22 protein-coding genes and 1 riboswitch are annotated in these 26,005 nt (G+C 65.6%); of the genes, 15 read left to right on the forward strand and 7 right to left on the reverse strand.

Annotated features, from left to right (window positions below):
* A complete protein-coding gene (locus A5788_RS08530) occupies positions 1 to 1,641 on the reverse strand; it encodes an alkaline phosphatase D family protein (RefSeq protein ID WP_064869579.1) in 1,641 nt (546 codons plus the stop codon).
* Positions 1,642 to 1,755: 114 nt separating this feature from the next.
* Positions 1,756 to 1,964, forward strand: a riboswitch (cobalamin riboswitch).
* A 116-nt stretch (positions 1,965 to 2,080) separates the two neighbouring features.
* Here A5788_RS08530 and A5788_RS08535 point away from each other — a divergent pair.
* The 3 genes from A5788_RS08535 to A5788_RS08545 are packed head-to-tail and all read left to right on the forward strand — an operon-like array spanning position 2,081 to position 4,973.
* Positions 2,081 to 3,142, forward strand: a complete 1,062-nt coding sequence (locus A5788_RS08535) for a FecCD family ABC transporter permease (protein WP_049699662.1) — start codon at positions 2,081 to 2,083, stop codon at positions 3,140 to 3,142.
* Positions 3,139 to 3,939: an ABC transporter ATP-binding protein gene (locus A5788_RS08540; protein WP_064869578.1), complete on the forward strand. Its 801-nt coding sequence runs from the start codon at positions 3,139 to 3,141 to the stop codon at positions 3,937 to 3,939. Before A5788_RS08535 ends, A5788_RS08540 begins: the two co-directional genes overlap by 4 nt.
* On the forward strand, positions 3,936 to 4,973 hold the full coding sequence (locus tag A5788_RS08545) for an ABC transporter substrate-binding protein (RefSeq protein ID WP_442902882.1): 1,038 nt from the start codon (positions 3,936 to 3,938) through the stop codon (positions 4,971 to 4,973). The genes A5788_RS08540 and A5788_RS08545 overlap by 4 nt, the downstream gene beginning before the upstream one ends.
* A 30-nt stretch (positions 4,974 to 5,003) precedes the next feature.
* Here the strand turns inward: A5788_RS08545 and trhA are convergent, their stop codons facing one another.
* Genes trhA through A5788_RS08560 form a run of 3 tightly spaced genes read right to left on the reverse strand, consistent with a single transcriptional unit; the run spans position 5,004 to position 7,157 of the window.
* Positions 5,004 to 5,672, reverse strand: a complete 669-nt coding sequence (gene trhA, locus A5788_RS08550) for a PAQR family membrane homeostasis protein TrhA (protein WP_064869574.1) — start codon at positions 5,670 to 5,672, stop codon at positions 5,004 to 5,006.
* Between the two features lie 37 nt (positions 5,673 to 5,709).
* The gene (locus tag A5788_RS08555) at positions 5,710 to 6,720 is read right to left on the reverse strand and encodes a TIGR03617 family F420-dependent LLM class oxidoreductase (protein ID WP_064869572.1); all 1,011 of its coding nucleotides are present in this window, start codon (positions 6,718 to 6,720) and stop codon (positions 5,710 to 5,712) included.
* Complete coding sequence (locus A5788_RS08560; RefSeq protein ID WP_049699657.1) at positions 6,717 to 7,157, reverse strand: MarR family winged helix-turn-helix transcriptional regulator; 441 nt, start codon at positions 7,155 to 7,157, stop codon at positions 6,717 to 6,719. The genes A5788_RS08555 and A5788_RS08560 overlap by 4 nt, the downstream gene beginning before the upstream one ends.
* 87 nt (positions 7,158 to 7,244) lie before the next feature.
* Between A5788_RS08560 and A5788_RS08565 the strand changes: the two genes are divergently transcribed.
* Positions 7,245 to 8,324: a hypothetical protein gene (locus A5788_RS08565; protein WP_064869571.1), complete on the forward strand. Its 1,080-nt coding sequence runs from the start codon at positions 7,245 to 7,247 to the stop codon at positions 8,322 to 8,324.
* A gap of 40 nt (positions 8,325 to 8,364) precedes the next feature.
* Positions 8,365 to 9,147, forward strand: coding sequence for an isoprenyl transferase (locus A5788_RS08570; protein ID WP_049699655.1), 783 nt, complete (start codon positions 8,365 to 8,367; stop codon positions 9,145 to 9,147).
* Here A5788_RS08570 and pdxR read toward each other — a convergent pair.
* On the reverse strand, positions 9,114 to 10,619 hold the full coding sequence (gene pdxR / locus A5788_RS08575) for a MocR-like pyridoxine biosynthesis transcription factor PdxR (RefSeq protein ID WP_064869569.1): 1,506 nt from the start codon (positions 10,617 to 10,619) through the stop codon (positions 9,114 to 9,116). The two genes, A5788_RS08570 and pdxR, sit on opposite strands and share 34 nt — an antisense overlap.
* 123 nt (positions 10,620 to 10,742) lie before the next feature.
* Between pdxR and A5788_RS08580 the strand changes: the two genes are divergently transcribed.
* Together A5788_RS08580 and A5788_RS08585 are read left to right on the forward strand one after the other, a co-directional pair.
* Entirely contained in the window at positions 10,743 to 11,513 is a 771-nt protein-coding gene (locus A5788_RS08580; protein WP_064869609.1) for an SDR family oxidoreductase, read from the forward strand.
* A complete protein-coding gene (locus A5788_RS08585) occupies positions 11,513 to 11,992 on the forward strand; it encodes a carboxymuconolactone decarboxylase family protein (RefSeq protein WP_049699654.1) in 480 nt (159 codons plus the stop codon). Before A5788_RS08580 ends, A5788_RS08585 begins: the two co-directional genes overlap by 1 nt.
* Before the next feature lie 118 nt (positions 11,993 to 12,110).
* On the opposite strand, the gene coaA is transcribed toward A5788_RS08585, so the two are convergent.
* Positions 12,111 to 13,052 (reverse strand): type I pantothenate kinase, encoded by a 942-nt coding sequence (coaA, locus tag A5788_RS08590; protein ID WP_049699823.1) that lies wholly within the window; start codon positions 13,050 to 13,052, stop codon positions 12,111 to 12,113.
* Positions 13,053 to 13,150: 98 nt separating this feature from the next.
* Between coaA and A5788_RS08595 the strand changes: the two genes are divergently transcribed.
* From A5788_RS08595 to A5788_RS08610, 4 genes are all read left to right on the forward strand, one after another.
* Positions 13,151 to 14,389: a hypothetical protein gene (locus tag A5788_RS08595; RefSeq protein ID WP_064869567.1), complete on the forward strand. Its 1,239-nt coding sequence runs from the start codon at positions 13,151 to 13,153 to the stop codon at positions 14,387 to 14,389.
* 55 nt (positions 14,390 to 14,444) lie between these two features.
* The gene (gene glyA, locus A5788_RS08600; protein ID WP_049699822.1) at positions 14,445 to 15,722 is read left to right on the forward strand and encodes a serine hydroxymethyltransferase; all 1,278 of its coding nucleotides are present in this window, start codon (positions 14,445 to 14,447) and stop codon (positions 15,720 to 15,722) included.
* Between the two features lie 75 nt (positions 15,723 to 15,797).
* On the forward strand, positions 15,798 to 16,670 hold the full coding sequence (locus tag A5788_RS08605; protein WP_064869565.1) for an acyl-ACP desaturase: 873 nt from the start codon (positions 15,798 to 15,800) through the stop codon (positions 16,668 to 16,670).
* Between the two features lie 326 nt (positions 16,671 to 16,996).
* A complete protein-coding gene (locus tag A5788_RS08610) occupies positions 16,997 to 18,304 on the forward strand; it encodes a PhoH family protein (RefSeq protein ID WP_049699651.1) in 1,308 nt (435 codons plus the stop codon).
* Between the two features lie 288 nt (positions 18,305 to 18,592).
* On the opposite strand, the gene A5788_RS08615 is transcribed toward A5788_RS08610, so the two are convergent.
* On the reverse strand, positions 18,593 to 19,984 hold the full coding sequence (locus A5788_RS08615; RefSeq protein WP_064869563.1) for an NAD(P)/FAD-dependent oxidoreductase: 1,392 nt from the start codon (positions 19,982 to 19,984) through the stop codon (positions 18,593 to 18,595).
* A gap of 200 nt (positions 19,985 to 20,184) precedes the next feature.
* On the opposite strand from A5788_RS08615, the gene A5788_RS08620 reads away from it, so the two are divergent.
* Genes A5788_RS08620 through A5788_RS08635 form a run of 4 tightly spaced genes read left to right on the forward strand, consistent with a single transcriptional unit; the run spans position 20,185 to position 25,980 of the window.
* The gene (locus tag A5788_RS08620; RefSeq protein ID WP_064869561.1) at positions 20,185 to 21,837 is read left to right on the forward strand and encodes an amidohydrolase; all 1,653 of its coding nucleotides are present in this window, start codon (positions 20,185 to 20,187) and stop codon (positions 21,835 to 21,837) included.
* Positions 21,834 to 22,949: an ABC transporter ATP-binding protein gene (locus A5788_RS08625; RefSeq protein WP_064869559.1), complete on the forward strand. Its 1,116-nt coding sequence runs from the start codon at positions 21,834 to 21,836 to the stop codon at positions 22,947 to 22,949. The genes A5788_RS08620 and A5788_RS08625 overlap by 4 nt, the downstream gene beginning before the upstream one ends.
* Positions 22,946 to 24,130 (forward strand): polyamine ABC transporter substrate-binding protein, encoded by a 1,185-nt coding sequence (locus A5788_RS08630; RefSeq protein WP_064869557.1) that lies wholly within the window; start codon positions 22,946 to 22,948, stop codon positions 24,128 to 24,130. The genes A5788_RS08625 and A5788_RS08630 overlap by 4 nt, the downstream gene beginning before the upstream one ends.
* A complete protein-coding gene (locus A5788_RS08635; RefSeq protein ID WP_064869555.1) occupies positions 24,127 to 25,980 on the forward strand; it encodes an ABC transporter permease subunit in 1,854 nt (617 codons plus the stop codon). The genes A5788_RS08630 and A5788_RS08635 overlap by 4 nt, the downstream gene beginning before the upstream one ends.
* Positions 25,981 to 26,005: the final 25 nt, after the last annotated feature.

The following is a 26,005-nucleotide window of genomic DNA, read 5'->3' on the forward strand; positions in this document are numbered from 1 at the left end:
TCAGAGCACGTCGATGTCCGGCCGGCCCGACGGAATCGTGATCTGTGCCCGACGGTGCAGCGAAACGTTCGGTGCGGCAATCGAATCGCTCACTCGATAGTCCGCTTCCCAGCGGTCGGACGACAATCTGTTGAGGACGTAGCCCCGCTGAGCGTTGCCGAAGCGGATGTGGGGTGAGGCGGCCTTGAGTTGTTTGTCGCTGGCATCGCTGTCCTCGCCGTCTGCGCCGGACGCGATGGAGGTGCCCGCGAGTTCGACTCCGACGGTCGCCGACGGTCGCGAATACGTGGAGCGCAGCTCGGAGACCACATTGCGGTGGATATCGCCGACGATCGAGACCAGGTTGCGCACACCGCGATCACGAGCGCCATCGAGAACCCTTGCGCGCGAGGCCTCGTAGCCGCTCCACCCGTCCATGCTGGCCGCGCGCTCACCGTTCTTCCGGCGGGCGAGGTCGGCGATGGTGGTCTGATGTGCGAGGACGTTCCAGCGGGCACGGCTCGCGGCCAGCCCGTCGAGCAGCCACTTCTCCTGTGCGGCACCGGTGATGGTGCGCCGAGGGTCTGCGGTCGCGGCATTCTGCGCGGTGTCGTTGTCGCCGTTGGCTTGATCGCTGCGGAAGGTCCTGGTGTCGAGAACGTTGAACTCGACGAGATCGCCATAACTGAACCGGCGGTAGGCACGCAGGTCGTAGAGATCGGCCGTCGTTGTGGGGCGGGGCCGCTGCGCGACACGCACCGGTGTGTTCTCCCACCACGCGCGCATCGCCTGCGCTCGCCGGGAAAGAAATTCGGGGATGGGTTGATCGTCCTCGGGAACCCATGCGGCCCAGTTGTTGTCGACCTCGTGGTCGTCGAAGATCGTGATGAACGGGCTCACTCGGTGCGCGGCCTGCAGGTTGGGGTCGAGTTTGTAGAGCGCATACCGATCGCGGTAGTCATCGAGCGTCGCGCATTCCCGGTGTGCCGACGCAGGTGTTGCCGCGGTCCTGCGTCGGCCGCCATCGACGGGGATGGGCTTTTCGTAGATGTAGTCGCCGAGATGGAAGACGACATCCGGTGCGTGTGCCGCCATGTCGGCGTATGCGGGATAGTGGCCGTCGGCCCACGATTGGCACGAGGCGAATGCAAAAGTCATCGCGCTCAGACGACTTCCGTACGACGGAGCTGTACGAGTGCGCCCGATCGCCGAGACGGAGCCGCTCGCGCGGAATCGGTAGAAGTAGTCCGCGGCGGGTCGCAGACCGCGCACGTCGGCGTGCACGCTGTGCCCGTTCTCCGGCGTCGCCAGTTCGACGCCGCGCGCGACGACATTCCTCATACCGGGGTCGCCGGCGATCTCCCATTCGACCGGTACCGGCAGCATGCCCATTCCTCCGCGACGGGCGAGAGGATCGACGGCCAGGCGTGTCCACAGGACTATGCCGTCGGGTAGGGGGTCACCCGACGCGACGCGGAGCGTGAACAGGTCGCTGCCACGACGCGGCGGGGGAGCCGACGCCGCGTCGGTGGTGAAAAGTGCGGGGACGGTTGCGATACCGGCCGCGACGCCCGCCCAGGTGAGAAAGCGTCGGCGGGTGGTGCCGGCGTGCAGGGTCTTGTCGGCGTCGATACGGAGGTCGCGTAGCTGATGGCTCGGCACACCTCACCCGACCAAGAGAGGATGGACGTCGTCCTACCCGCCGTCGGCCTCGCGGTGATGGGATGGTGAAGTTCGTGAATCCGCATGCGCCATATGTCCGATTTGAGACCGTTGCTAGACTTCAGCGGCGTCGGTTCTCCAGCCGAGATTGTCGGTGGGAGCCAAGAGGGAATCTGGTGGGAATCCAGAGCTGCCCCGCAGCGGTAACGGAAACGAAGGCGTTCAACAGCACTGGGTCAGCGGCCCGGGAAGCGATCGTCGATAGGTGGCACATCACGTGCCGTGTCCGAAGTCCGAAGACCTGCCGACGTGGCCGCCTGGCTTAGGCGGTCCCATCGACTTCGCGGGACATGGTCGGTGTTGAACTCGCAGCGGTCGTCGTCGACCGCGCGTGGCGACATCTGCTGTACCCGCTCCGGGCTGATCAGGAGGGCGGGCCATGTCGACGCGCAGTGCGAACCCGCGGGCAACCTGGACGCGACCCGTGTCCGTGGCCATCGGCTGCGGTGTGGCGCTCGTCGTGGCAGCAGCGTGCGGCGTCGCATACGGAACCGTGGGGATCGGCTGGTCTGTGTCGCTGCGGATGGTGTGGGCGGCGATCACCGGGGGATCGGTCTCGTTGGTCGACGCCGCGTCGTACTGGATCGTCGTCGACTCGCGTGTGCCACGGGTATTGACGGGGGCGCTCGTGGGGGCAGGCTTGGCGGTCGTCGGCGTGATCGTGCAGGCGATGGTGCGCAATCCGCTGGCCGATCCCTACGTGCTCGGGATCTCGTCGGGTGCGTCGGTCGGAGCCACCGCGGTAGTGCTGTTCGGAGTCTTCTCGGGGCTCGGTCTCTATGCGTTGCCGACCGCGGCATTCCTCGGCGCACTGCTGGCGACGTTGCTCGTCTTCGGAATCGCCCAGCGTGGTGGAGGTCTCACACCGCTGCGGCTCGTGTTGACGGGAACCGCTCTCGGATATGGATTCTCGGCTCTGACCACCGTGCTCATCTTCTTGCGTCCGGTGGGTGATGCCGCGCGGAGTGTCATGTTCTGGCTGCTCGGGAGTCTTGCTGCGGCAACATGGCATTCGGTCGTGTTGGTCGCGGTGGTGGTGGTCATCGGGATTGGTGTTGTCGCGGCGAGAGCACGACAACTCAATGCGCTGGCGATGGGCGACGAGGTCGCCGCGTCGCTCGGCATACGGGCGTCGCGGTTTCGGCTCGAGCTCTTCGTCATCGCCGCGCTGATGACCGGGTTCATCGTCTCTGTCTGCGGCGCAATCGGATTCGTCGGTCTCATCGTGCCGCATGTGACCCGCATGGTGGTCGGTGCGGATCACCGTAAGATCATTCTCGTCGCGCCGGTGCTCGGGGCGCTGTTCCTTGTCGTCGCCGATCTGATGGCGCGCATTGTCGTTCCGCCGCAGGAGATTCCGCTCGGTGCGATCACGGCGGCCGTGGGTGTGCCGGTGTTCCTCGGGCTGATGCAACGTCGACGTACCCGGATCGACTCATGAGTGCTGTCGAGTACGACGGAGTCACGGTCGAGATCGATGGCACCAGCATCATCCGCGACGCATCGTTGATGGTCGACTCCGGAGAGTTCCTCGGGGTGATCGGCCCGAACGGCAGCGGGAAGTCGACCCTGCTTCGATGCGTGTACCGCGCGCTGGCACCGTCGAGCGGCGGCGTACGAATCGACGGCCACGACGTGCGTGCGGTGAGTATGCGGGAGAATGCCCGACGAGTCGCCGCGCTCACCCAATCAGCCTCGCTCGACTTCGATTTCACCGCGGCAGAGGTTGTCGCGACGGGACGGCTACCGCACCGCGAACTGGGTGCGGCGGCCCGTGCCCGCGATCGTGAGGTGTGCGCGGCGGCCATGGCGACAGCAGGCGTCGAGATGTTCGCCGACCGTGTGTTCACCACGCTCTCCGGCGGAGAGGCGCAACGCGTACTCATTGCGCGCGCATTCGCGCAGGAGCCCAACGTGCTGATCCTCGACGAGCCGACCAATCACCTCGACATTCGCCATCAGTTCGACATCCTCGGTGCGGCGCGCGGACGCGGGGTCACCGTCGTCGCGGCGCTGCACGACCTCAACATGGCCGCACAGTACTGCACCGCCCTCGCCGTTGTGCTCGACGGGACGATCGCGTGCATCGGGCCACCCGACGAACTACTCACCGCGGCGAACATCGCCGAGTGGTACGGCGTTGGTGCGTACGTCGTCACCCATCCCCGCACAGGCGTTCCGCAGATCATCTTCGACGACCAAGTCCCACAAGCCATCTCCGAGGAAGAGCACTCATGACAGCACCTATGACCAGGACAGCACTTCGCAGACCGCGCGCATTCGTCGTGTCTGCGCTTGCCGCGATGACAGTGGTCTCCGGTTGCGGCGCCGACGTCGAGTCGTCGACTCCCAAGTCAGCAGGGGAACAGGTCACGGTCACCAATTGTGGTGCGCCGCTGTCGGTGAGCGGTGTGCCCGATCGTGCGGTGACCAACGACACCGGGATCACCGAGCTGATGTTCGCGCTCGGGTTGGGCGACCGGATGGCCGGCTACACCACGTACGAGGGCAAAGAGCGCGATATCGAATCATCGCCGTGGCGAGCGGATTTCGAGAAGACACCATCATTGGGCACGGCGTTCTCGCGGGAGATCATCGCCGCCGCGCGGCCCGACTTCGTCTTCGCCGGCTGGAACTACGGGTTCAAGGAATCGACCGGCGTCACCCCCGACTGGGTGCGTTCGACCGGCGCCGTGCCGTACCAGCTCACCGAAGCCTGTCGCCAGGCCGGGACCACCAAGCGCGGCGTCGTGCGACCCCTCGACGCGTTGTACGCGGATCTGTCGAATCTCGGGCAGATCTTCGGCGTGAGTGGTCGGGCCGAGACGCTGACCGCCGAGTATCGCAAGCAGGTCGAGGCAGCGCGTGCCGGGGCGCCTGCCGCCTCCGCGGCGGCGCGGGTCTTCCTCTTCGACAGCGCCGATCCGACGCCGTTCACCTCGGGTCGGAACGCCGCACCGGATCAGATCATCGCCGAAGCCGGCGGACGCAACATCTTCGGCGATATCGATGACTCCTGGACGTCGGCATCGTGGGAGGCCGCGGCGCAGCGCGATCCGCAGGTCATCGTCATTGTCGATTACGGTGCAGGGCCGCAGAACACAGTCGAGGCCAAGATCCGGCAGCTCGAGTCGCAGCCGCTGATGGCGCAGACGACCGCAGTGCGAGAGCGCCGGTACATCTCGTTTCCCTATGCGGCGCTCGTCGAGGGTCCGCGCAATCCGCAGACCATCACGGCGCTTGCCGAGTACCTGCGATCGCAGGGGCTCTGAGTAGGCCGACGGCTCGGAGGTGAGGTGCGCTCAGGCTGCGACGACCAGCCAGACCGCGATGTAGTGGAGTAGCGCCGCGATGGCTGTGCAGACGTGGAACACCTCGTGGTGGCCGAACGTCGTCGGCCAGGGATTGGGCCAGCGCAGTGCGTAGAGCACTCCGCCGACGCTGTAGAAGACGCCGCCCACTGCGAGCAGGATCAGTACGAGCCAACCGACGTGTGCGACCAGAGTCGGGGCGACGGCGATGATGACCCACCCGAGCAGTATGTAGAGCGTGACCCCGAGCCAGCGGGGCGCGCCGGGCCACGCGATCTTGAGTGCGACTCCGGCGACCGCGCCGACCCAGACGATGCCGAGCACCCACCAGCGCATCGGACTCGGCAGACCCATCACACAGAAGGGTGTGTACGTACCCGCGATGAACACGAAGATCATCGAGTGGTCGGCACGTTTCATGTGTATCTGTGCGCGCAGCGATTTCCACGCGATCCGGTGATACGACGCCGAGGTGGCGAACAGACCCACGACGGTTGCCGCGTAGACGGCACAGGCGACCGCCGCTCCCGGTCCACGCAGCCAGCCTGCGCCGATGACCAGAGCGATGCCCGCGACCACTGCGACGTATGCCGACCACTGATGAATGACGCCGCGGAGGCGAGGACGGTCGGCGACAGCGGTCACCAGGGCTGAGTTCACGTAAGCTACGGTACCGTAACTTCGTGTGAGAATGCTGTCAGCCGAGGGCGGAGATGACCGCCGCGAGCTGGTCGACGTCGATAGGTGTCGGCTGATAGATACACACCTCGTCGACGCGGACGTCCAGATCGCGCAACGCGTCGAACGCGCCGACACGGGCGCGGATCTGCTGGGCGACGTCTGCGGGACTACCGACAGCGGCAATCGTGTGCAGTAGCTCGTCGTCGACGAGATCGGCCATCTCAGCCCACCGCCCCTGCTTCGACAACGCATTGAGTTCGGGCTGCAGATGCTCTGCGCCGTGCGCGGCGAGGACGGGCCGGTAGGCGGGCGTCGAGCCGTAGAAGGCGAGGAGTCGGCGAGCGGCGGTGTGGTCGGTGCCCACCGACACGATCACCTCGGGGATCACGGTGAAGCCGCGGCCGTGATCGCGTGCGGCGAGACCGCGTCGAATGTTCGTGACGGTTGTCGACGCCAGAAAGTCGGCGGTGGAAAACGGCATCACCAACACTCCGTCGGCGTGCTTTGCCGCGGCGCGGGTCATCAACGGCCCGAGTGCGCCGACGAACACCGGCGGCCGGCCGAACGGGTTGGGGCCGGGGTTGAAGGTGGGCGTCATCAAGGTGTGACGGTGATAGGCCACCTCGTAGCGCAGCGGGGCCCCGGTCTCCCACACATCGAAGATGGCGTTGATGGCGCCGACCTTGTCGGCCATGCGGCCAACCGGGTCGTCGAAGTCAGCGCCGAACCGTTTCTCGATCTGCGGGCGTATCTGCGTTCCCAGGCCGAGTCGAAATCTGCCGCCGGAGAGCAGCTGAAGATCGTTGGCCGCATGCGCCAGGTGAATCGGGTTGCGCGGGAAGGCAATTGCGACGTTGGTCAGCAGGGTCAATTCCGGCACCGACGCCGCCACGACGAGCGGCGTGAACACATCGTGTGGCCCCTCGAAGGTGAACACCCCCGCTGCGCCCGCGCGGGCGAGGTCGGTGGCACGCTGTGCCGCGCCCGTCGGCTCGAACAGGGCGGTCGTCACGGCTATCGGGGTCATGTCGCGTCGGCGTCGTTGTAGCGGCGCAACAGCGTTGCGAACAGTTCGAGATCGTCCTGCGTCCACGCGTCGAGCCTGCGCGCGATGGCGTCGCCACTGCGTCGTCGGATCTCGCCCAGGGTGTCGAGAGCCTCCTGGGTCACCTCCAACGATTGCGACCTCGACGACGTCGCGTCCTGTGTGCGGCGCAGCAGACCACGGCGACGGAGTTCGCCGAGCTGGCGGCTGGCCGTCGACTTGTCGATGTTGGCCGCCCGAGCCAGCGACGCCGCGTTGATGCCCGGGTTGTCCGAGATCAATGCGAGGAGGGAGAACTCGACAAAGGTCAGGCCGCCCTCGGCGTAGATGTCGCGGGCGCCGTTGCGCAGGCGCCGCGACAGCGTGACCAATTCCTGCCCGACGACTTCGGCGGCATCGGGTTGCTCGGGTGAAGCCATAGTTGTATATTACAACCTATCCAAGTTGCATTCTGCAACCGTTCCTGGTGAACGATCTATGTTCTCGACTAGCCCAGAAGGTAATCGATGTCCGCTGCTCCCACCCATGCGTTGTCGATCAAGACCATCGCGTCGCATGTCGCCGTTCCGCTCGTGATCGGTGCCGTCATGGCACTCGCCTATCTCGGGGGATTCCATAAGCCCGATCCGCACGATCTGCGTATCGATGTGGTCGGTGCCAGTACCTCGACTCAGGTGGCCGCACAGACTCTGCAGCAACAACTCGGCGACCACGTTTCGATCCGGACCGTCGCCACTGCCGATGAGGCGCGCGAGGCCATTGAGCACCGAGAGATCGCGGCGGCCTTCGAACCGAAGGCCGACACGCCTGTCCTCTATGTGTCGACGGCGGCGTCGGATCCCACAGCGGTGACGGTCGAACGGATCTTCAACGGCATCACGATCGCCAAGGACCAACCATTGAAGATCGTCGACGTCGTGCAGGCCGATCCGCAGCGCGATCCGTCCGGGCAGAGCATCTTCTTCTTCCTGGTGGCCCTCACCGTCGGCTCGTACGGATGCGGAATCGCGATCGCCGTCGCCGCGGGCGGGCGCAGGATTCGCGTGCGTCTCGGGTTTGCTGCGGTGTGTTCGGTGGTCTCTGCCGCGGTGACCACGGCGATTGCCGTGTGGGTGTTCGACGCTCTGCCGGGTGCGCAGTGGCAGATCTTCGGGCTGTCGATCCTCTACGCGCTGGCGACCATGCTGTTCGCGATCGGACTGCACCCGTTCATCGGTCGATTCACGACGCTGGCGATGGTCACGATCTTCGTCGGATTGAACTTCACGACCAGCGGCGGCGTGTTCGCGCCTGCGCTGCAACCGAAGTTCTTCGCCGTCCTGCACGATTTCTGGATCGGCGCAGGCCTGAACGAGGCGTCGCGCAACCTGGCCTACTTCCCCGAGGTGTCCAGTGTGGGTGACATCGGCAAGATCATCGGCTGGCTGGTCGTCGGCGCTGCGCTGGTCGGGATCGTCGCCCTGCGCGACCATCGGAACCTTGCTCAAGGTGCGGCAGAGGCGAGTCCGGCCGCTGGCGGGCGTCACGAGCGTGACCAGCTCACCGACGAGGAGACCGAAGAACTCGCCGAGGATGTCGTGGCCTGATTCAGTGTGCCCTTACAGGTGAGGTCTAATCTGGTTCGCGATGAAACTCCTACCCGATCGTCTGCGTCGGCCGATGCTCTCCGTGTACGAGCGGCGGCTGATCCAGTTGACGGACGAGAACCGATTGCCGCAGCACGTGGCGATCATCTGCGACGGCAATCGACGATGGGCTCGCGAGGCGGGCTTCGAAGACGTCAGTCACGGGCATCGGGTGGGCGCACAGCGCATCGCCGAGATGCTCGAGTGGTGCGCCGAGCTGGGCATCGAGACGGTCACCATCTATCTGCTCTCCACCGAGAATCTGCAGCGCGCCTCTGACGAGCTCGACGCGCTGATGGAGATCGTGCCCGACATCGTCGACGAGATCGCCACCCCGGACGGGCACTGGCGGGTGCGCATCGTCGGAACCCTCGATCAGCTCCCCGAGGCCGCGGCGCAGCGTCTGCGTGCCGCCGCCGAACGGACTCTCGACAGGTCTGGCATGAACGTCAACGTGGCCGTCGGGTACGGGGGCCGACAGGAGATCGCCGACGCCGTGCGTGCGGTGCTCGTGGAGAAGGCCGACGCCGGCGCGACCGTCGACGAACTCGTCGACGCCGTCACCGTCGAAGCGATCGACCGCAACCTGTACACCAAGGGACAGCCCGACCCCGATCTGGTCATCAGGACGTCGGGGGAGCAGCGGTTGTCCGGGTTCCTGCTGTGGCAGAGCGCCTATTCGGAGATCTGGTTCACCGACGCCTACTGGCCCGAGTTCCGTCGCGTCGACTTCCTGCGTGCGCTGCGTGACTACTCCGCGCGCAGTCGACGATTCGGCAAATGATCTTCGAGTAGATCGATGAGCGCCGTGACGTCGGCGTCGAATGTCGAGACCGGCGGCGTGCCGAAGCCGACGAGGATTCCTCCGGTGGGCTCACCACGCGCGTCGTGAAGCCGCGGGGCGTCCGGATGCCGTAGGGCGTCGAGCCCGCCGAGCGAGAAACCCCGCTCGTGGGTTGCCGCGAGCACCGACGCCTCGACGTCGACGGGAACGGGTAACACCGCGTGCAGGCCGGCGGAAATACCCATGGTTGGGATCCTGTGCGCGTGCAGTCGCTCGATCAGCGCCTGCCTGCGGTGTCGATAGAACTGCCGACTGCTTCGGATGTGCTTGTCGTACGAGCCGGTTTCGATCATGTCGGCCAATGCGAGCTGATCGACGATGCTCGCATCCGTTTCGCGCATTCCCTTGGCCCACATCACAGTTGAGACCAACGCCGGCGGCAGGACCAGCCAACCGATGCGTATCGATGGGGACAAACTCTTGCTGACCGATCCCGTGTAGATGATGTGATCGGGAGCGAGTGCCTGCATCGCGCCTACGGGCTCGCGGTCGTAGCGCAGTTCGCCGTCGTAGTCGTCCTCGATCAGGAATGCGTCTGTCGCCCTTGCCCATTCGATGGCCGCCGCTCGACGCTGTGGAGCAAGTGGCACCCCGATCGGGGACTGGTGGCTTGGGGTGAGCAGGACGGCCTGGGGTGTGACGGCAAGGTCGGCCAGCGCTGTCACGTCAGCGCCGTCGTGATCGACCGGAATCGGTGACACGAGTGCACCGCGCCGGGTGAACGGGTCTCGAAAGAAGGGTAGGCCGTACGCCTCCGCCGCGACGGATTCACGAAAGAGAGTGCGTGCCAGAAGATTCAACGCTGACAGAACCGACGTGGTCAACACGATCTGGTCGGGATGAGCACGAACGCCGCGTGCGCGGGCGAGGTAGCCGGCGAGCGCGACACGTAGGCGTTCACTGCCGTTGGGCGGCGTCGGACCGAACGCGGAGTCGTCGGCTGTCGAGATCGCCCGCCGCATCGACCTGATCCATGCGGTACGCGGGAACTGCGACGTGTTGGGCTGGCCGAGGGAGAAGTCATGTGCGACGCGTGGTGCGGAGACGACGGTTGCGGGTGGGAGGCCGGCAGAACCCGGCGACCCGAAACCCGTTGCGACCGTGGTGCCCGCTGCGACCGTGGTGCCCGCGCCCTGCCGTGCGATCAGCCAACCTTCTGCGATCAGTTCGGAATACACCGAGGAGACGGTCCCGCGAGCGAGGCCGAGGTCGGCCGCGAGCGATCGGTAGGGAGGCAGGCGCATGCCGGGTGTGAGGCGACCATCCGCGATGGCGCTGCGCAATTCGTCGGCGAGCCGCGAGCGTAGTTGCGCGCTACGGCCTCGAGTGGGTGCGTTCGGATCGGGCTGCAGATCGAGATAGAGGTCGGTCCCGAGTCGCTCGGCGAGCGCAGACCATCGATCACCTGTCATCACGCCTCCTGGATTGACGCACAAGAATATGTCTCGATTGAACCTCATTTCTGGATCAATCTGCCACTAGCGTTGACGGTGTTGCGTTCCGAGAAGCAGACGATCCGAGAGGAAGTGGAGCCGATGACGACGGTGGTGTTCGGAGCGAGCGGTGAGATCGGTGCGCTTCTCTCCGACGATCTCGAACGGCGAGGCGAGAAAGTGGTTCGCGCGCAACGGTCGTCGGGAGTAGACGCGTATGCGGGAACCGGCGTGCGGGAGGCGTGCGCGGGTGCCGACACGGTGATCGACTGCACCAACGTGATGACGACGCGCGGTTCGAAAGCCGTCGACTTCTTCTCGACAGTCGCGCGCACCATCGCCGAAGCCGCCGCAGCGGCGGGTGTGCAACGAGTCGTGTGCGTGTCGATCATCAATGCCGCAGATCCGGCGGTGAATGCGAAATTCGGCTATTACCAAGGGAAAGCTGCGCAGGAGCAGACCTACGCCGACAACGTCGACGCCGGGCATCTGCAGATCATCCGATCGGCCCAGTGGTACGAACTGGCCGGTCAGATGCTCACCCGCGCACGACTCGGTCCGATCGCCATGGCTCCGCGCATGGTGTGCCGCCCACTGGCCGCCGTCGACGCCGCAGGACTGATCGCAGACGCTGTTCTGTCCGACGACCCATCGGACCGGCAGATCGCAGGACCCGGGCAGCACGATCTCGTCGATCTTGCGCGCGCGGTTGCTCGGCGCGACGGATCACCACGATGGGTTGTGGCAGTCCCGTTCGGCGGGAAAGCATTTCGCGACGGCGGACTCATGCCGCGCGGGGCATTCGACAAGACCTCGACCACGTTCGACGAGTGGCTCGAAACAACTCCACCCACTACAGAAAGGGTCAACTGATGACCACCACAGCACAAGAAACCGCCACCACGCGCAGGCTCTCGATGCTCGAGCAGAATCCGAACGTCTACAAGGCGCTCATCGCATTGCAGCTTGCGTCGTCGGAGGGTCTCGAGCCCGAGCTGATCGAGCTCATCAAGATCCGCGCATCACAGCTCAACGGGTGTGCCTACTGCCTGCGCATGCATATCGCCGATGCGCTCGCGATGGGAATCGACCCCATGGTCATCGGTCTGATCCCGGTCTGGCACGAGGCCTTCAACCATTTCGACGAGCGGCAGCGATCGGCCCTCGAACTGACCGAATACGTGACCAGAATCGGCGAAGAGGGAGTTCCCGACGACGCGTTCGAGCGTGCACGGGCGGTGTTCGACGAGGTGGAGCTCGGCCAGGTCGTCGCGTCGATCGTGATGATCAACGCGTGGAACCGCGTCGCCATCACGTCGAAGTACCCGTACGAGGCCGACGAGCGGAAATAGCGCCGCCGCCCGAGGCTGAATGTGTGTCGAACGTAAGGAAGTGGGTGCTGCAGCACCCACATCCTTCGATTCGACACACATCTTCGCGTGAGCACTTACAACTTGCGCAACCGCGAACTCACAACTTGCGCAGCCGGACCCGGTTGATCGAGTGGTCGGAATCCTTGCGCAGCACCAGGGTTGCGCGCGGGCGGGTGGGGAGGATGTTCTCCCGCAGATTGGGCAGGTTGATCGACGTCCAGATGTCGCGGGCGGCGGCGCGCGCCTGGTCGTCGGTCAGTGACGAGTAGTGGTGGAAGTGCGAGTTGGGGTCGGCGAACGACGTCGACCGCATCTGCAGGAATCGCGAGATGTACCAGTTCTCGATGTCGGCGGTCTTGGCGTCGACGTAGATGGAGAAATCGAACAGGTCCGACACCATCAGCGTCGGACCTGTTTGCAGCACGTTCAGGCCTTCGAGAATGAGGATGTCGGGCTGGTGCACGTAGTGCATCACGTCGGGGACGATGTCGTAGGTGAGGTGCGAGTAGACCGGCGCGGTCACCTCGCGCGCACCCGACTTGACCTCGGTGACGAACCGGAGCAGGCCTCTGCGGTCGTAGGATTCGGGAAATCCCTTGCGGTGCATGATGCCTCGACGTTCGAGTTCACGTGTGGGCAGGAGGAAGCCGTCGGTGGTGACGAGGTCGACCTTCGGATGCGACTCCCAGCGGGCAAGCAGAGCTGCCATGATGCGGGCGGTCGTCGACTTTCCGACTGCGACGCTGCCCGCGATCCCGATCACGAACGGAACCTGCTTGGTGGTCTGCCGGTCGCCGAGGAAGGTCGACGTCGCCGCGAACAACCGCTGCCTGGCCGCGACCTGCAGGTGGATGAGTCGCGACAGCGGGAGATAAACCTCGGCGACTTCTTGGAGGTCGACGTTCTCGCCCATACCCACAAGCTGGTCGAGCTCGTTCTCGTTGAGCACCATCGGCATGGATTCACGCAGGTCACGCCATTGCTTGCGATCGAGTTCCAGATAAAGACTGGGATCGCGGCCGGTGGTGTCGCGCGCCATCAGCGGGCTCGTCCCATGGGCGATCGCGAGTCGCACCTCGTCGTCATGGCCTACAGCTTAGAAGGACGCGTCGACGCCCCTGTCGGTAGCCTTCCACCATGGCAACGGCGTACAGCGGTTCGGCAACCCCGGATACGGATCTGGTCACCGACTATTTGCGGCTCGGCCTCGCCTTCGACCGCCTCGAAGAGGGGTTCGTCGACGCGTACACCGGCGACCCGGCACTGCGCGCCGAGGTAGCGGGCGGGCCGGCGCCCGAACCCGCCGTGCTGGCCGACCGTGCGCGCGGTCTGCGATCCGAACTCCCCGCCGGTCTCAGCCCCGATCGGGCAGCGTTCGTCGACGCGCACCTGCGCGCACTGGAATGTTCTGCACGCAAATTCGCCGGCGAGTCCATCGGATTCGTCGACGAGGTGCGTGCCTACTTCGACGTCGACATCGCGCCCGCCGACACCGACGACTATCGAAAGGCGCACGGCGAGTTGGCTTCTGCGCTCGGAGTGCCCGACGCTACCGGGCCCGCGCTCAGCGACGCCTATGCGACGTATCGTCGCGCCGACGAGATCCCGCCCGAGCGCGTCGACGAATGCGTCCGTGCCTTCAGTGGTGCATTGCGCGAGCGGGTCCGCGACGTTTTCCCGTTGGCGGACAACGAGATCGTCGAATTCGAGGTCGTGACCGACAAGCCGTGGTCGGGCTTCAACTACTACCTCGGCAACTATCGGTCGCGGGTGGCGATCAATGCCGATCTCACGCAATACATGTCGTCACTGCCACACCTCATCGCGCACGAGGCGTATCCCGGCCACCACACTGAGCACTGCAGAAAGGAAGAGATCCTCGTCGGCGGTGGGCAGACCGAGCAGACCATCTTCCTGGTCAACACGCCGCAGTGCCTGATGGCCGAGGGGCTTGCCGACCACGCACTGCACGCGGCCATCGGCGACAACTGGGGACTGTGGGCGCAGGAGATCTACGCCGACCTCGGACTGCGATTCGACGGTGAGCGCGCTGCGCGGGTCGGCGCGGCGTCGTCGGGTCTGCTGACCGTGCGCCAGGACGCCGCGCTCATGCTGCACGATGCGCACCTCGACGCCGACGTCGTCGCCGGCTTTCTGCAACGGTGGCTGCTCGCGCCGTCGGAGCGGGCGCGACAGATGCTGCGGTTCCTGACCTCGCCGCTGTGGCGCGCGTACATCTCCACCTATGTCGAGGGGTATCGGCTCCTGGGGGACTGGCTCGAGCAGGTGCCGCAGGATGCGCGTCTCGCGCGATTCGGACGCCTTCTCGACGAACCCCTGACCCCAGCTCTGCTGCGTGCCGAACTGGGCCAATAGACTGGTCGCCATGAGCGAGAATCCCATCTCCGCGAACACCGCGAGCCTGAACTCGATGTCCCTGGCAGAGGTCGATCCCGACGTGGCGGCCGCGATGAACGGCGAACTGAGCCGCCAGCGCGACACACTCGAGATGATCGCCTCGGAAAACTTCGTTCCGCGCGCCGTGCTGCAGGCACAGGGCAGCGTCCTGACCAACAAGTACGCCGAGGGATATCCGGGTCGCCGCTACTACGGTGGCTGCGAATACGTCGACGTCGTCGAGGACATCGCACGCAACCGCGCGAAGGAACTCTTCGGAGCCGACTTCGCGAACGTTCAGCCGCATTCGGGTGCACAGGCCAACGCCGCCGTCCTCATGGCGCTGATGAACCCGGGGGAGCGGCTCCTGGGCCTCGACCTCGCGCACGGCGGCCACCTCACCCACGGCATGCGTCTGAACTTCTCGGGCAAGCTCTACGAGAACCACTTCTACGGCGTCAGCAAAGAAGACTTCCGCATCGACATGGACGAGGTGCGCAAGATCGCCCTCGACGTGCAGCCCAAGGTGATCGTGGCCGGATGGTCGGCATACCCGCGAACCCTGGACTTCGACGCCTTCCGGTCGATCGCCGACGAGGTCGGCGCATATCTGTGGACCGACATGGCTCACTTCGCCGGACTCGTCGCGGCCGGCCTGCACCCCAATCCGGTGCCTGCGTCGGACGTCGTCTCGTCGACGGTGCACAAGACCCTCGGCGGACCGCGCTCGGGCATCATCCTGGCCAAGCAGGAGTGGGCAAAGAAGCTCAACTCGGCGGTGTTCCCCGGGCAGCAGGGCGGACCGCTCATGCACGCCATCGCGGGCAAGGCCGTCGCACTCAAGATCGCGGGCACCGAAGAGTTCGCCGATCGGCAGCGTCGGACGCTCTCGGGCGCCAAGATCCTCGCCGAGCGGCTGACCGGCTCCGACGTCGAGAAGTCGGGCGTCTCGGTGCTCACCGGCGGCACCGACGTCCACCTGGTCCTCGTCGATCTGCGCAACAGCACGCTCGACGGTCAGCAGGCAGAAGACCTCCTCCACGAGGTGGGCATCACGGTCAACCGCAATGCGGTGCCGTTCGATCCGCGTCCGCCGATGGTCACCTCCGGTCTGCGGATCGGTACCCCCGCACTCGCGACCCGCGGCTTCGGCGACGAGCAGTTCAGCGAGGTCGCCGACATCATCGCCACCGCGCTCGCAGCAGGGCCCGACGCTGATGTGTCTGCGCTGCGTGGCCGGGTCTCGCGCCTCGCACTCGACTTCCCGCTGTACGACGGCCTCGAGCAGTGGGGACTGATGAGCCGGGTCTGACCTGGACATCTGGCCAGCATCGAGATGGTCGGGGCGGTTTGAAATCGCCACCTACGCATCCGTATCCTTGGCGCGGTGAACGTACTGAGCGAAGACGAACTGATCATCGCGCTGGAGAAGGCCCTCCCCGAGGTGGCCGAAGATCACCAGCTCGCTTCTGCTGCGTGGAATCCGCACGAGTACGTGCCGTGGGATGACGGTCGCAATTTCGCCTTCATGGGCGGAGACGACTGGGACCCGTCGCAGCAGACGCTGTCCGACGAGACCGCGGCAGCGCTGCTGGCGTTGCTCCTCACCAAGGACAACCTGCCGTCGTACCACCGCATCCTCGCCAAGTACTTCCCGGCGTTCTCCGACTGGCGTCAGCTCGTCGGCGTGTGGACGGCTGAGGACAACCGCCACGCGGTGGTCCTGCGCGACTACCTGGTGGTCCGGCGCGCGATCGATCCGGTCGACGCCGAGGAGCGTCGTCGAGTCCACGTCACCGCCGGTTACCGGCAGAACGAGGCGCAGGTCGACGAACTCAAGCCACTCGACGTCCTGGCACTCATGGCGGTGCACGAGGCGCAGAGCGTGAAGTTCATCGGCAAGATGCAGGCGTCGGTCACCGACGACATCCTCGGGCAGATCCTGCACAAGGTCGCAGGCGACGACGAGGTGTCGTCGCGCACCTTCGTCAACCTGCTCGGCGCGGGACTCGTCGCCGACCAGGACACGGCCGTGATCGCGCTCGACAAGGCGCTCGCACGCGGACTCGACGAGCCGATCGGATTCGACGTCGTCGACTTCGACGAGCAGCGCGCCTTGATCGCCGACTACCAGGACGAGAGCACGATCGACGCGATCGCGGCGTCGATCGTCGATCAGTTGAAGCTCGAAAGTGTCGACGGTCTGAACGACGCGGCCGCCGCGGCCAAGGCCAGAATCCTCGCTCGCGCCGGTCGCTGACCGACGCATTTTCCCTGCTGACGGGCGTATCGTCACCACGGCATCGCTTCTGCGCGTCGTGGTTCGACGATACGTCCGTTTACGCATATTTCACGTAGACACACCCGGTTACGGCGCGCCGGAACGGCGCCATCCGCGTACGTTGACCAGTGACGGGCCGCGGGGAAGCGGTTCGTCCGGGAGGTTCACATCGTGGGTTGCACCAGCAGCACGAGGGGGCCGGCCCCGGTCCTCGTCCATCTCGGCTGACGCCGAGAAAAGGACAAGAACCAGCCGGTCATCGAAGAACTGGTTTGTGCGGGTGCCGCACAAACGTAGGAGCCCACGTGACCACACGCACCTACGTCCTCGACACCTCCGTGCTGCTCTCAGATCCCTGGGCAGTCACACGATTCGCTGAACACCACGTCATCTTGCCGTTGGTCGTCATCAGCGAACTCGAGGGCAAACGTCACCACCACGAGCTTGGATGGTTTGCACGTGAGGCATTGAGATTGCTCGACGACCTGCGACTCGAGCACGGTCGACTCGACGTCCCGCTGCCGATCGGCGACGAGGGCGGCACCCTGCAGGTCGAGCTCAACCACACCGATCCGGCGGTGTTGCCCGCCGGATTCCGCACCGACAGCAACGACTCCCGCATCCTCGCGTGCGCGCTCAACCTGCGCGCCGAGGGCAAAGACGTCACGCTCGTGTCCAAGGACACGCCGCTGCGCGTCAAGGCGGGCGCCGTCGGACTCGACGCCGACGAGTACCACGCACAGGACGTCGTGGTCTCCGGATGGTCGGGCATGGCGGAGCTCAACGTCGACCAGCTCGTCATAGACACGCTGTTCTCCGACGGGGTCGTCGACCTAGACGCTGCACGAGAACTGCCGTGCCACACGGGAGTTCGGCTGTTGGGCCACGGCTCGTCGAGTGCACTGGGCCGGGTCAACGAGGCCAAGCAGGTCCAGCTGGTCCGGGGCGACCGTGAGGCATTCGGGCTGCACGGGCGTTCGGCTGAGCAGCGGGTCGCCCTCGACCTGCTCCTCGACGACAGCGTCGGCATCGTGTCCCTCGGCGGCAAGGCGGGCACCGGAAAGTCGGCGCTCGCGCTGTGCGCCGGCCTCGAAGCCGTGCTCGAACGTCGGACGCAGCGCAAGGTCGTCGTGTTCCGCCCGCTGTACGCGGTCGGCGGCCAGCAGCTCGGTTACCTGCCCGGCGGCGAGGCCGAGAAGATGGGGCCGTGGGCGCAGGCGGTGTTCGACACGCTCGAAGGACTCGCTTCGCCGGAGGTGATCGAAGAGGTGCTCAGCCGCGGAATGCTGGAAGTGTTGCCGCTCACGCACATTCGCGGTCGGTCGCTGCACGATTCGTTCGTGATCGTCGACGAGGCGCAGTCCTTGGAGCGCAACGTACTGCTGACGGTGCTGTCCCGACTGGGTACGGGTTCGCGGGTGGTGCTCACCCACGACGTCGCGCAGCGCGACAACCTGCGCGTCGGACGCCACGACGGTGTGGCCGCGGTCATCGAGAAGCTGAAGGGGCATCCGCTGTTCGCACACGTGACCCTGACGCGCAGCGAGCGCTCGCCGATCGCCGCTCTCGTCACCGACATGCTCGAGGAGTTCGCCCCGGGCGCTACGTACTGATCCGCGAGGTGGTCTCGACAAGCTCGACCAGCGGGCAAGCTCGACCAGCGGGGCATCCGCTGGTCGAGCAGCCGCGAGGGACGAGCGGCGTGTCGAGACCACTTGCCCGCGTCCGGGATTCGAGCGGTGCGAGGTGGTCTCGACAAGCTCGACCAGCGGCGTGGTGGTCTCGACAAGCTCGACCAGCGGGGAAAGCTCGACCAGCGGGACAGGCTCGACTAGCGGCCAAGTGGTCTCGACAAGCTCGACCAGCGGGTAGGGCTCGACCAGCGGGGAAGGCTCGACCACCTACGCCCGGCCGGAGATCCGATCGGCCACGCGGGCAATGACATTCGACTTCGGCGACGTCGAGGCCAGCTCTCGACGGTCCGCGGCGCGGTAGGCGCCGTACATCGACGCGACGCCCAGCCAGCGCAGCGGTTCGGGCTCCCACTTCTTCGCGTGGTGCGCGACCCACGGTAGCGCGGTGAGTTCTGTCCGCTCTCCGACGACCAGGTCGCGCAGCGTGCGGGCGGCGACGTTCGTCGTCGTGAGTCCGGATCCGACGTAGCCGGATGCCGAACCGATCCCCGTCGTCGGGTCGAAGTCGATCGAGGCCGACCAGTCGCGGCTCACCCCGAGCACGCCGCACCACGCGTGCGCGATCTCGACGTCGACGGTCGCGGGGAAGAGCTCGTGCAAGGCGTCGACAAGTGATTGCGCGGTGCGCTCCTGGGTTTCGCCGTTATGGTCGATCCCGGAGCCGTACCGGTAGGGCACGCCGCGTCCGCCGAGCGCGATCCGACCGTCGGCGGTGCGTTGCGAATAGGTGTAGGCGTGTGCGGTCTCGCCGAGCAGTTCTGCTCCCTCCCAACCGATCTCGTCCCACATCCCCTCCGGGAGCACCTCGGTCACGATCATCGACGAGTTGAGGGGGAGCAGTGTGCGGTGTCGCCCGGGCATGGTCGCGGTGAAGCCTTCGAGGCAGACCAGGATGGTTTCGGCACGAACGGTCCCGCGGTCGGTGCGGACCGATCGCGGGCTGATCTCGACGACGGCGGTGTCCTCGTGAATCGTCACCCCGCGGCGCTCGACGGCGTCGGCCACGCCACGGGTGAGTTTCATCGGATTCACCCGTGCGCACTGCGGCGAGAACATCGCCGCTTGCGCGCCGCGAATCGAGAGTCGATCCGCGACGGCGTCGGCGTCGAGGTACTCCCAGTCGCTCGCACCGAAATGATGTTCGGCGTCGAGCTCCTCACGCAGTCGCGATTCCTGCGCCGGACAGCGCGCGATGTGGAGCACGCCCGACTTCACCGCGTCGCAGTCGATGTCTTCGGCGGCGAGGCGAGCGAGTACCTCGTCGACGCCTGAGCGCATGGTGGCGGTGAGTCGACGATTCGCTTCGAGGCCGTCACGGCCGCGTGACGTGGCGATGTCGGCATAGTGCGACCGGTTACCCGGCACCTCTGCCGACAACCAGCCGCCATTGCGCCCGGAGGCGCCGAAGCCGCAGAACTCCTTCTCGAGCACCACGATGCGGGCGTCCGGAAGCGCCTCACGGAGGTAGTACGCCGACCACAGACCGGTGAGTCCGCCGCCGACGATGGCGATGTCGACATCGAGGTCTCCACCAAGGGGCGAACGACGCCGCACGGGATCGATTGTCGAATACCAGAATGAGACTTCTCCATTGCGCATGCCACAGACCGTAAGCCACCGAATGTTGCGAGCAGATTAAGAAGCGTCCGTTCAGATGGAGAAAACCTGCGGAATCAGTGACGATTCTCCGCAAGTACATCGGATTTCGGTAGTCCAGCTACCGCTTGGGGGAGCTTGTCGCAGTCGGCGGTCGCGAGGCCGTCGACCCAGGCTGCCGGCACGGAAGGATCGCAACGCTCGTGGCAGTACCGCTTCCGGATACCGTTTTCCACTCGGGTCCGGTCTTCGACGGGCATCGCCTTCACGACGACATGGCGGTCGGCGTACGGTCCGGGCGAGTGGTCGCGGTCGGCACCGTCGATCGCGTCGTGGCGCAGATTCCGTCGGCCGAGCGCGTCGACCTGGCCGGACGGCTCCTGCACCCGGGATTCACCGACGCGCACATCCATGCGCTGTCAGCGGGCGTGGATCGCAACGCGTGTGACCTGACCGACGCCGACGATGCCGCGCAGACGCTCGACGCGATCGCCGCATACGCGCTCGCCACCGACCGGGAGTGGATCGTCGGCTCGGGCTGGACGATGAGCCACTTCGATCGAGGCTGCCCCACCGCGAGCGCACTCGACGCCGTCGTCGACGACCGTCCGGCGTTCCTGCTCAACCGCGATCACCACGACGCCTGGGTCAACTCGCGAGCCCTCGAACTGGCAGGGATCGATGCCACGACGCCCGACCCGTCGGATGGGCGCATCGAGCGCGCGGCAGACGGATCACCTACCGGGACGTTGCACGAGGGGGCAATGGACCTCGTCTCCCGGTTCGTGCCGCAGCCCGACGTCGACGAGCAGTACGCCGGCCTGCTCACCGCCCAGGAGTACCTCCATTCGCTCGGCGTGACGGGGTGGCAGGAGGCCATCGTCGGCGAGTACCCCGGCATGGCCGACCTCGACACGGTCTACACCGCTGCGGAGGACTCCGGTGACCTCACCGCGGACGTCGTCGGTGCGTCGTGGCTACCGCGAGACCTCGACCGCTGGGCCATCGACGACGTCGTCGCTGGTTTCGCCGCACGTCGAGCGAGCACGGCCGGTCGCCGCTGGAGCATGCACTCGGTGAAGATCATGGTCGACGGCGTCGTGGAGAACCGCACCGCCGCGATGTCGGAACCGTACTGTCGCGACTGTGCGTGCGCACCCGCCGACACCGGGCTGGCCTACTTCGACCAGAAGGTGCTGACCGAGGCGGTCATCGCATGCGACGCCGCGGGACTCGACATCCACTTTCATGCGATCGGCGACGCCGCCGTCACCGCGGCGCTCGACGCGGTCGAGGCCGCACGAGTCGCGAACGGCCTCACGGCGGGTCGACACCACATCGCCCATCTGCAGTTGGTTCGCCCCGCAGACCTCGGCCGCTTCGTCCAACTGGGCGTGACCGTCAACATGCAGGCGCTCTGGGCGTGCAACGACGACTCCATGGTCACGCTCGTGCGCTCGGCGATCGGCGACGAGCGTTACCAGTGGCACTACCCGTTCGGGTCGCTCGCGCGGTCGGGAGCATCGCTGGCCATGGGCAGTGACTGGGCCGTGAGCACTCCCGACCCCTGGGCTGCGATGTCGGTTGCGGTCAACCGCATTCCACCCGGCGAGAGCGTCGAACCGCTTCTTCCCGCACAGGCGCTCGACCTCACGACAGCCCTTGCCGCGTACACCAGCGGGTCGGCGCACCTGAACAGGCGTGGCCAGGTCGGGGTCATCCGGCCGGGAGCGCGCGCAGACCTGGTCATCGCCGACCGTAATCCCTTTGCAGAGCAACCAGATTCGCTTTGGAATACCAGATCCGACCTGACCGTCGCCGACGGTGAGATCGTTTACGAGAGGACCAAACCATGACCGCAGTCGAAGCCACCAAGCCGACGGAGGTGAGCACCGCGCAGCGCGGCGCCATCTCGATGCACGGCGTGACGAAGGTGTACGACAACGGTCACGTCGCGGTGACCGACATCGATCTCGACGTAGCCGCAGGCGAATTCGTCTCGCTGCTCGGCCCCTCCGGCTGCGGCAAGACCACGTTGCTGCGCATGCTCGCAGGCTTCGAGAGGCCGACGAAGGGCGAGATCACGCTCGACGGCGCGTCGATCATCGACGTTCCGCCGGAGCGTCGACCCGTGAATACGGTGTTCCAGTCCTACGCGTTGTTCCCCCACATGTCCGTCGCGCAGAACGTCGGATTCGGTCTGCGGCAACGCAAAGTAGCGAAGAAGGAGATCGGGCAGCGCGTGGCCGAAGCCCTCGAGCTGGTGCAGATGACGCGGTTCGCCGACCGCAAGCCCGCCATGTTGTCGGGTGGACAGCAGCAGCGTGTCGCGCTCGCGCGGGCGCTGGCCAACCGGCCGGACGTCCTGCTCCTCGACGAGCCGATGAGTGCACTCGACCGCAAGCTTCGCGAGGAGATGCAGATCGAACTGAAACTGCTGCAAAAGGATCTGGGCACCACCTTCGTGTTCGTGACGCACGACCAGGAGGAGGCGCTGTCGATGAGCGATCGCATCGTCGTCATGAGCGAGGGGCGCGTTGCCCAGGTCGGTGACGGCAAAGACATCTACGCCAAGCCGGTCAACCGATTCGTCGCCGATTTCGTCGGCAAGCAGACGTTCTTCGACGTCACCGGCACGCTGAAAGACGGACGACTGCCCACCACCGACGGCCCCTTCGCCGTCGCGGACGATATCGACGGTCTCAGCGGCGATCTCGTCGTCGCGATCCGTCCGGAGGCGATCTGGTTCGCCGAGGGACAGGCCGACATCGACGCCGCCGACAACGTCGTCTCGGGGACGGCGGCAGGCGTCTCGTTCCTCGGCGACCTCACCCAGGTCGTCGTCACCACCGACGCGGATACCGAGGTGCTGGTGCGTGGCGCAACACGCAACTTCCCCGATCTCCACGAGGGCCAGCGCGTGACATGCACGTTCTCGCAGGCGGATACGCGGGTGTTCACGAAATGAGACCACAGCACGACATGGACACCGAGTCGACGACGGTGCGCGCGCTCGTTCCCAGGGCCGCGGTCTCGCGCATCACCCGTCGCAGCTTTCTCGCCGGAATCGGCGTCACGGTAGCAGGTCTCGCGGTGACGGCGTGTGGTGGCGACAAGACCATCGCGCCGTCGAAACCTCTCTCGAATGACATTGAGGGTCAGCTCAATTACTACAGTTGGGGCGACTACGAGGACCCGGCCGATCTCGACGCCTACCGCGACAAGTTCGGGGTGCGCCTGCAGGTCGACGCCTTCGGCTCCAACGAAGAGATGATCGCGAAACTTGCTGCGGCACGCGGAACCTCGGGTTACGACGTCATCGTGCCGACCGGGGTCTACATCCCGCAGATGGTCGCGCACGGACTTCTCGACGAACTTGACCACTCGCGCATCCCCAATCTCGCGAACCTAGAAGAGCGGTTCTTCAACCCGTCGTGGAACCCACAGTCGCGGCACGCCGCGTGTAAGAACTGGGGCACAACGGGATTCATGTATCAGAAGTCGCTGACCGACAAGACACCGACGTCGTGGGCCGACTTCATCAGTCTCGCTCGGGGGCCTGCCAAGGGCAAGGTCAGCGTGGTCGAAGATCCGTGGGAAGTCGTCTCGATCGCGATGGGCGCGATGAATATCGACCCGAACACCACCGATGCCAAGAGCCTGTCGGCCGCGCGCAACATCTTGGTCAACCAACTCGCCCCGACCATCCAGGGCTACAACTCGTCGATCACCTCCATCGTCTCCGGCGGTTCGTACAGTCTGCTGCAGGCATGGAATGGTGACGCCCGGCTGACCCTGATGAACGAAAGCGACCCGGACAAATGGGGATTCGTCTATCCGCTGCCGACCGCGAATCTGTTCACCGACAACTTCGCGATCGTGCGGGGCACCCAGCATCCGGGCGCCGCGTACGCGTTCATCAACCACATGCTCGACCCGGAGGTGTCGTTCCGCGAACTCCAGTACATCGGTTATCAGACAGGCGTGAAGGGCATGTCGGAGAAGGGTAAGGCCGCAGACCTGCCCTTCCCGGAACTGCTGTTCCCCTCGGACGAGATCGTCAACCGGCTGGTCGTCGCGACAGTCGACTCCGCCACCCAGGAACGCACCGAGATCCTCAATCAGATGCAGGCGAGGAGCGCCCGATGACCACAGACATCCTGACGCCTTCACAGACCGGGCACGAACAACCCGAACCCGCTGCCGACACCCCCAGACCGCCACTGCGACAACGACTCTTCGGGGCCGGCGGGCTGACCTTTCCCGCATGGGCGTACCTCGTCTTCTTCTTCGTCATTCCTCTCGCGCTTGTCATCTGGTACAGCTTCGGTTACAAGCCCGACCAGTTCACCACGTACGCGACCGACCGGTTGTCTCTCGACAACTACGGCGAGGCGTTCGGTGCGGACTATCGCTCGACCTTCACCAATACGTTGCAGATCGCAGTCGTCGGCGTGTTGCTCACTCTGCTGATCGGCGTCCCATTCGCGTATTGGCTTGCGGTGAAGAGCAATCCGCGACGTCGACCGTTGTACCTCGCGTTGATCATCGTGCCGTTCTTCACCAACTTCCTCGTTCGGACGATCGGCTGGCAGATCACCCTTGCACCGACGGGATGGTTGTCCAGCGCGATGCAGAGCGCGGGATTGGGCGAGCTCGGCATCCTCTACACACGTGCCGCGGTCCAGATCGGCGTCGTCTACAACTACCTGCCGCTGATGATCTTCCCGCTTTACGTCGCGATGGACCGGGCAGGACTCTCGCTGCGGGAGGCCAGTCGCGATCTCGGAGCCAACCGGTGGACCACGTTCTTCCGGATCACGCTGCCGCTCGCGGCACCCGGCATCGCGTCGGGCGTACTCCTGGTGTTCATCCCGCTGATGGGCGACTACGTGACGCCGTCGGTGCTCGGTGGCGCCAAGGGCACCATGGCAGGCCAGATGATCGCCGCACAGTTCGAGACCGCGCAGAACTGGGCCCTGGGTTCGGCCATGACGGTCTCGCTGATGCTCGTGGTGCTCATCTGCGTCGTGCTCGCGGGCCTTGTCGTGCGAGCCGTCATCACCGTGCTCAACAGGCGCGTCTTCAACGTTCCAGCGGTGGATGCGACGGGTGAGAAGTCGGGTCCGCTGGCCCCGTTGACGATGAAGCCGCTTCGAACACAACGCGATTGGTACACCTTCGCGATCAAGGCGTGGGCGGTCATCGTCTTCCTGTTCTTGTTCCTGCCGATCACGGTGATCGTGGTGTATTCGTTCAACACCGGTCGGCTGCTGCAACAGTTCGACTCATTCGGCTTCACCGCGTACTCCGACGCCCTCACCAACGACACCATCGTGCGTTCGGTGCAGGTGTCGCTGGAGGTCGGCGTGCTCTCCGCATTGCTGGCAACGGTGCTCGGCGGATTCGCCGGTATCGGAATCGGCATCTCCCGTCGACCGCGATGGTGGTCGATCGGCCTGCTGGGATTGCTCACCGTCACGCTCGTCACCCCCGACATCGCCGACGCCGTCGCCTTCCTTCCGTGGTACGTCACCCTCGGCGTCGACGGTGGTCTGAGCCCGTTCAACAACGGGCTGTTCCGGCTCGTGATCTCACATGCCGTGGTGTCGATGGTTGTGGTGACGTTCATAGTCCGGGCGCGAGTCGCGTCGCTGGATCCAGCGCTCGAGGAAGCCGCCGCAGACTTGTATGCGTCGCCGCTGGCTCGACTGCGTCACGTGATCCTGCCCGCCGCCATGCCGGGCATCATCGCGGGCATGCTCCTGGCGTTCACCTTCAGCCTCGACGACGTGGTGATCTCGACCTTCGTGCAGCAGCCGGGGTACACGCCGTGGCCGGTGTACGTGTTCTCCAACGTGCGTGTCGCGCTACGGCCGGAGGTCGCTGCGATGTCGACGCTGATGTTGGCACTCACGCTGGCGGTACTTGCCATCTCCGCCCTGATCCTTCGCCGTAGCGGTGAGGACTCGAGTTCGATGGCGAAGATGCTGGGCTGACCGGGTCGAGCAGATCGGAAAAAGA

It is taken from the genome of Gordonia sp. 852002-50816_SCH5313054-c (assembly GCF_001665925.1).
Classification (GTDB): Bacteria; Actinomycetota; Actinomycetes; order Mycobacteriales; family Mycobacteriaceae; genus Gordonia; species Gordonia jacobaea.

Excerpts from the sequence above, each read along its gene's own strand:
- glyA (WP_049699822.1), top strand. The coding sequence starts at position 14,445 with ATGTCCCTGGCAGAGGTCGATCCCGACGTGGCGGCCGCGATGAACGGC.
- A5788_RS08580 (WP_064869609.1), top strand. The coding sequence starts at position 10,743 with ATGACGACGGTGGTGTTCGGAGCGAGCGGTGAGATCGGTGCGCTTCTC.
- A5788_RS08545 (WP_442902882.1), top strand. The coding sequence starts at position 3,936 with ATGACAGCACCTATGACCAGGACAGCACTTCGCAGACCGCGCGCATTC.
- A5788_RS08570 (WP_049699655.1), top strand. The coding sequence starts at position 8,365 with ATGAAACTCCTACCCGATCGTCTGCGTCGGCCGATGCTCTCCGTGTAC.
- pdxR (WP_064869569.1), bottom strand. The coding sequence starts at position 10,619 with ATGACAGGTGATCGATGGTCTGCGCTCGCCGAGCGACTCGGGACCGAC.
- A5788_RS08555 (WP_064869572.1), bottom strand. The coding sequence starts at position 6,720 with ATGACCCCGATAGCCGTGACGACCGCCCTGTTCGAGCCGACGGGCGCG.
- coaA (WP_049699823.1), bottom strand. The coding sequence starts at position 13,052 with ATGGCGCGCGACACCACCGGCCGCGATCCCAGTCTTTATCTGGAACTC.
- A5788_RS08625 (WP_064869559.1), top strand. The coding sequence starts at position 21,834 with ATGACCGCAGTCGAAGCCACCAAGCCGACGGAGGTGAGCACCGCGCAG.
- A5788_RS08565 (WP_064869571.1), top strand. The coding sequence starts at position 7,245 with ATGTCCGCTGCTCCCACCCATGCGTTGTCGATCAAGACCATCGCGTCG.
- A5788_RS08595 (WP_064869567.1), top strand. The coding sequence starts at position 13,151 with ATGGCAACGGCGTACAGCGGTTCGGCAACCCCGGATACGGATCTGGTC.
- A5788_RS08585 (WP_049699654.1), top strand. The coding sequence starts at position 11,513 with ATGACCACCACAGCACAAGAAACCGCCACCACGCGCAGGCTCTCGATG.
- A5788_RS08615 (WP_064869563.1), bottom strand. The coding sequence starts at position 19,984 with ATGCGCAATGGAGAAGTCTCATTCTGGTATTCGACAATCGATCCCGTG.
- A5788_RS08560 (WP_049699657.1), bottom strand. The coding sequence starts at position 7,157 with ATGGCTTCACCCGAGCAACCCGATGCCGCCGAAGTCGTCGGGCAGGAA.
- A5788_RS08630 (WP_064869557.1), top strand. The coding sequence starts at position 22,946 with ATGAGACCACAGCACGACATGGACACCGAGTCGACGACGGTGCGCGCG.
- A5788_RS08540 (WP_064869578.1), top strand. The coding sequence starts at position 3,139 with ATGAGTGCTGTCGAGTACGACGGAGTCACGGTCGAGATCGATGGCACC.
- A5788_RS08535 (WP_049699662.1), top strand. The coding sequence starts at position 2,081 with ATGTCGACGCGCAGTGCGAACCCGCGGGCAACCTGGACGCGACCCGTG.
- A5788_RS08635 (WP_064869555.1), top strand. The coding sequence starts at position 24,127 with ATGACCACAGACATCCTGACGCCTTCACAGACCGGGCACGAACAACCC.